This window comes from Polaribacter sp. (assembly GCF_965656025.1).
Classification (GTDB): Bacteria; Bacteroidota; Bacteroidia; order Flavobacteriales; family Flavobacteriaceae; genus Polaribacter.
In genome coordinates this window covers 1-1256 of the sequence record NZ_CBFHJT010000148.1, presented here as the reverse complement: position 1 = coordinate 1256, position 1256 = coordinate 1, and the positions used below count along the sequence as shown (strand labels likewise).

Sequence of the window (1256 nt, the reverse complement as noted above, 5' to 3'; positions counted from 1 at the left end):
GTAGACGATAACGAAGTAACATCAGAAGCTAGCTTCACAAACGATTTAGGAGCAGATTCTTTAGATACTGTTGAGTTAATTATGGAATTCGAAAAAGAGTTCGATATTCAAATTCCAGACGATCAAGCTGAAAACATTGGTACAGTTGGTCAAGCAGTTAGCTATATAGAAGAAGCAAAAAAGTAACATTTATATGCAGTTAAAACGAGTTGTAGTCACTGGACTTGGCGCATTAACGCCAATAGGTAATAATATTGAAGAATATTGGAAGGGCTTAGTTAACGGAGTTAGCGGAGCAGCACCTGTAACGTATTATGATGCTGCCAAGTTCAAAACTCGTTTCGCATGTGAGCTTAAAAATTTTAAAGCGACTGACTTTTTAGATAGAAAGGAAGCGCGGAAAATGGATAGATTTACGCAGTATGCAATGGTAGCTTCTGATGAAGCAATTGCAGATGCAAAATTAAATCTAGACGAAATAAATAAATTACGTGTTGGCGTAATTTGGGGAGCAGGAATTGGTGGTTTAGAAACGTTTCAAAACGAAGTTTTAAACTTTGCTGCAGGAGATGGTACTCCAAGGTTCAATCCGTTCTTTATCCCAAAAATGATTGCAGATATTGCTCCTGGAAATATTTCTATTAAAAATGGATTTATGGGACCCAATTATACGACAGTATCTGCCTGTGCATCATCTGCAAACGCAATGATAGATGCGTTAAACTACATTCGCTTAGGTACTTGTGATGTTATTGTAACGGGTGGTTCAGAAGCAGCAGTTACCATTGCTGGTATGGGTGGTTTTAGTGCAATGCACGCACTTTCTACGAGAAACGAGAGTCCAGAAACAGCTTCTAGACCTTTTGATGCAGAACGAGATGGTTTTGTATTAGGAGAAGGAGCAGGAGCTATTGTTTTAGAAAGTTACGAACACGCAAAAGCTAGAGGCGCAAAAATTTATGCAGAAGTAATTGGTGGTGGTATGTCTTCTGACGCACACCATATAACAGCACCACATCCAGAAGGTATTGGTGTAATTGCGGTAATGAAAAACTGTTTAGAAAATGCAGGTATTCAACCACAAGAGGTAGATCACATTAATACACATGGTACCTCTACACCTTTAGGAGATGTTGCAGAACTAAAAGCAATTTCAGAAGTTTTTGGAGACCATGCAAGGAACATCAATATTAATTCTACAAAATCTATGACTGGGCACTTATTAGGAGCAGCAGGCGCTATAGAGTCTATTGCTT

General features: G+C 38.6%; 2 protein-coding genes. Both read left to right on the top strand.

Annotated elements, in window-relative coordinates; all coding sequences use genetic code 11:
- Positions 1-186: acyl carrier protein (locus tag ACTG3S_RS14490; protein WP_439130040.1), on the top strand; the 186-nt coding region annotated here is incomplete at its 5' end.
- A gap of 7 nt (positions 187-193) precedes the next feature.
- Positions 194-1256 (top strand): beta-ketoacyl-ACP synthase II (fabF, locus tag ACTG3S_RS14485; protein WP_439130039.1); only part of this gene is annotated, 1063 nt, incomplete at its 3' end.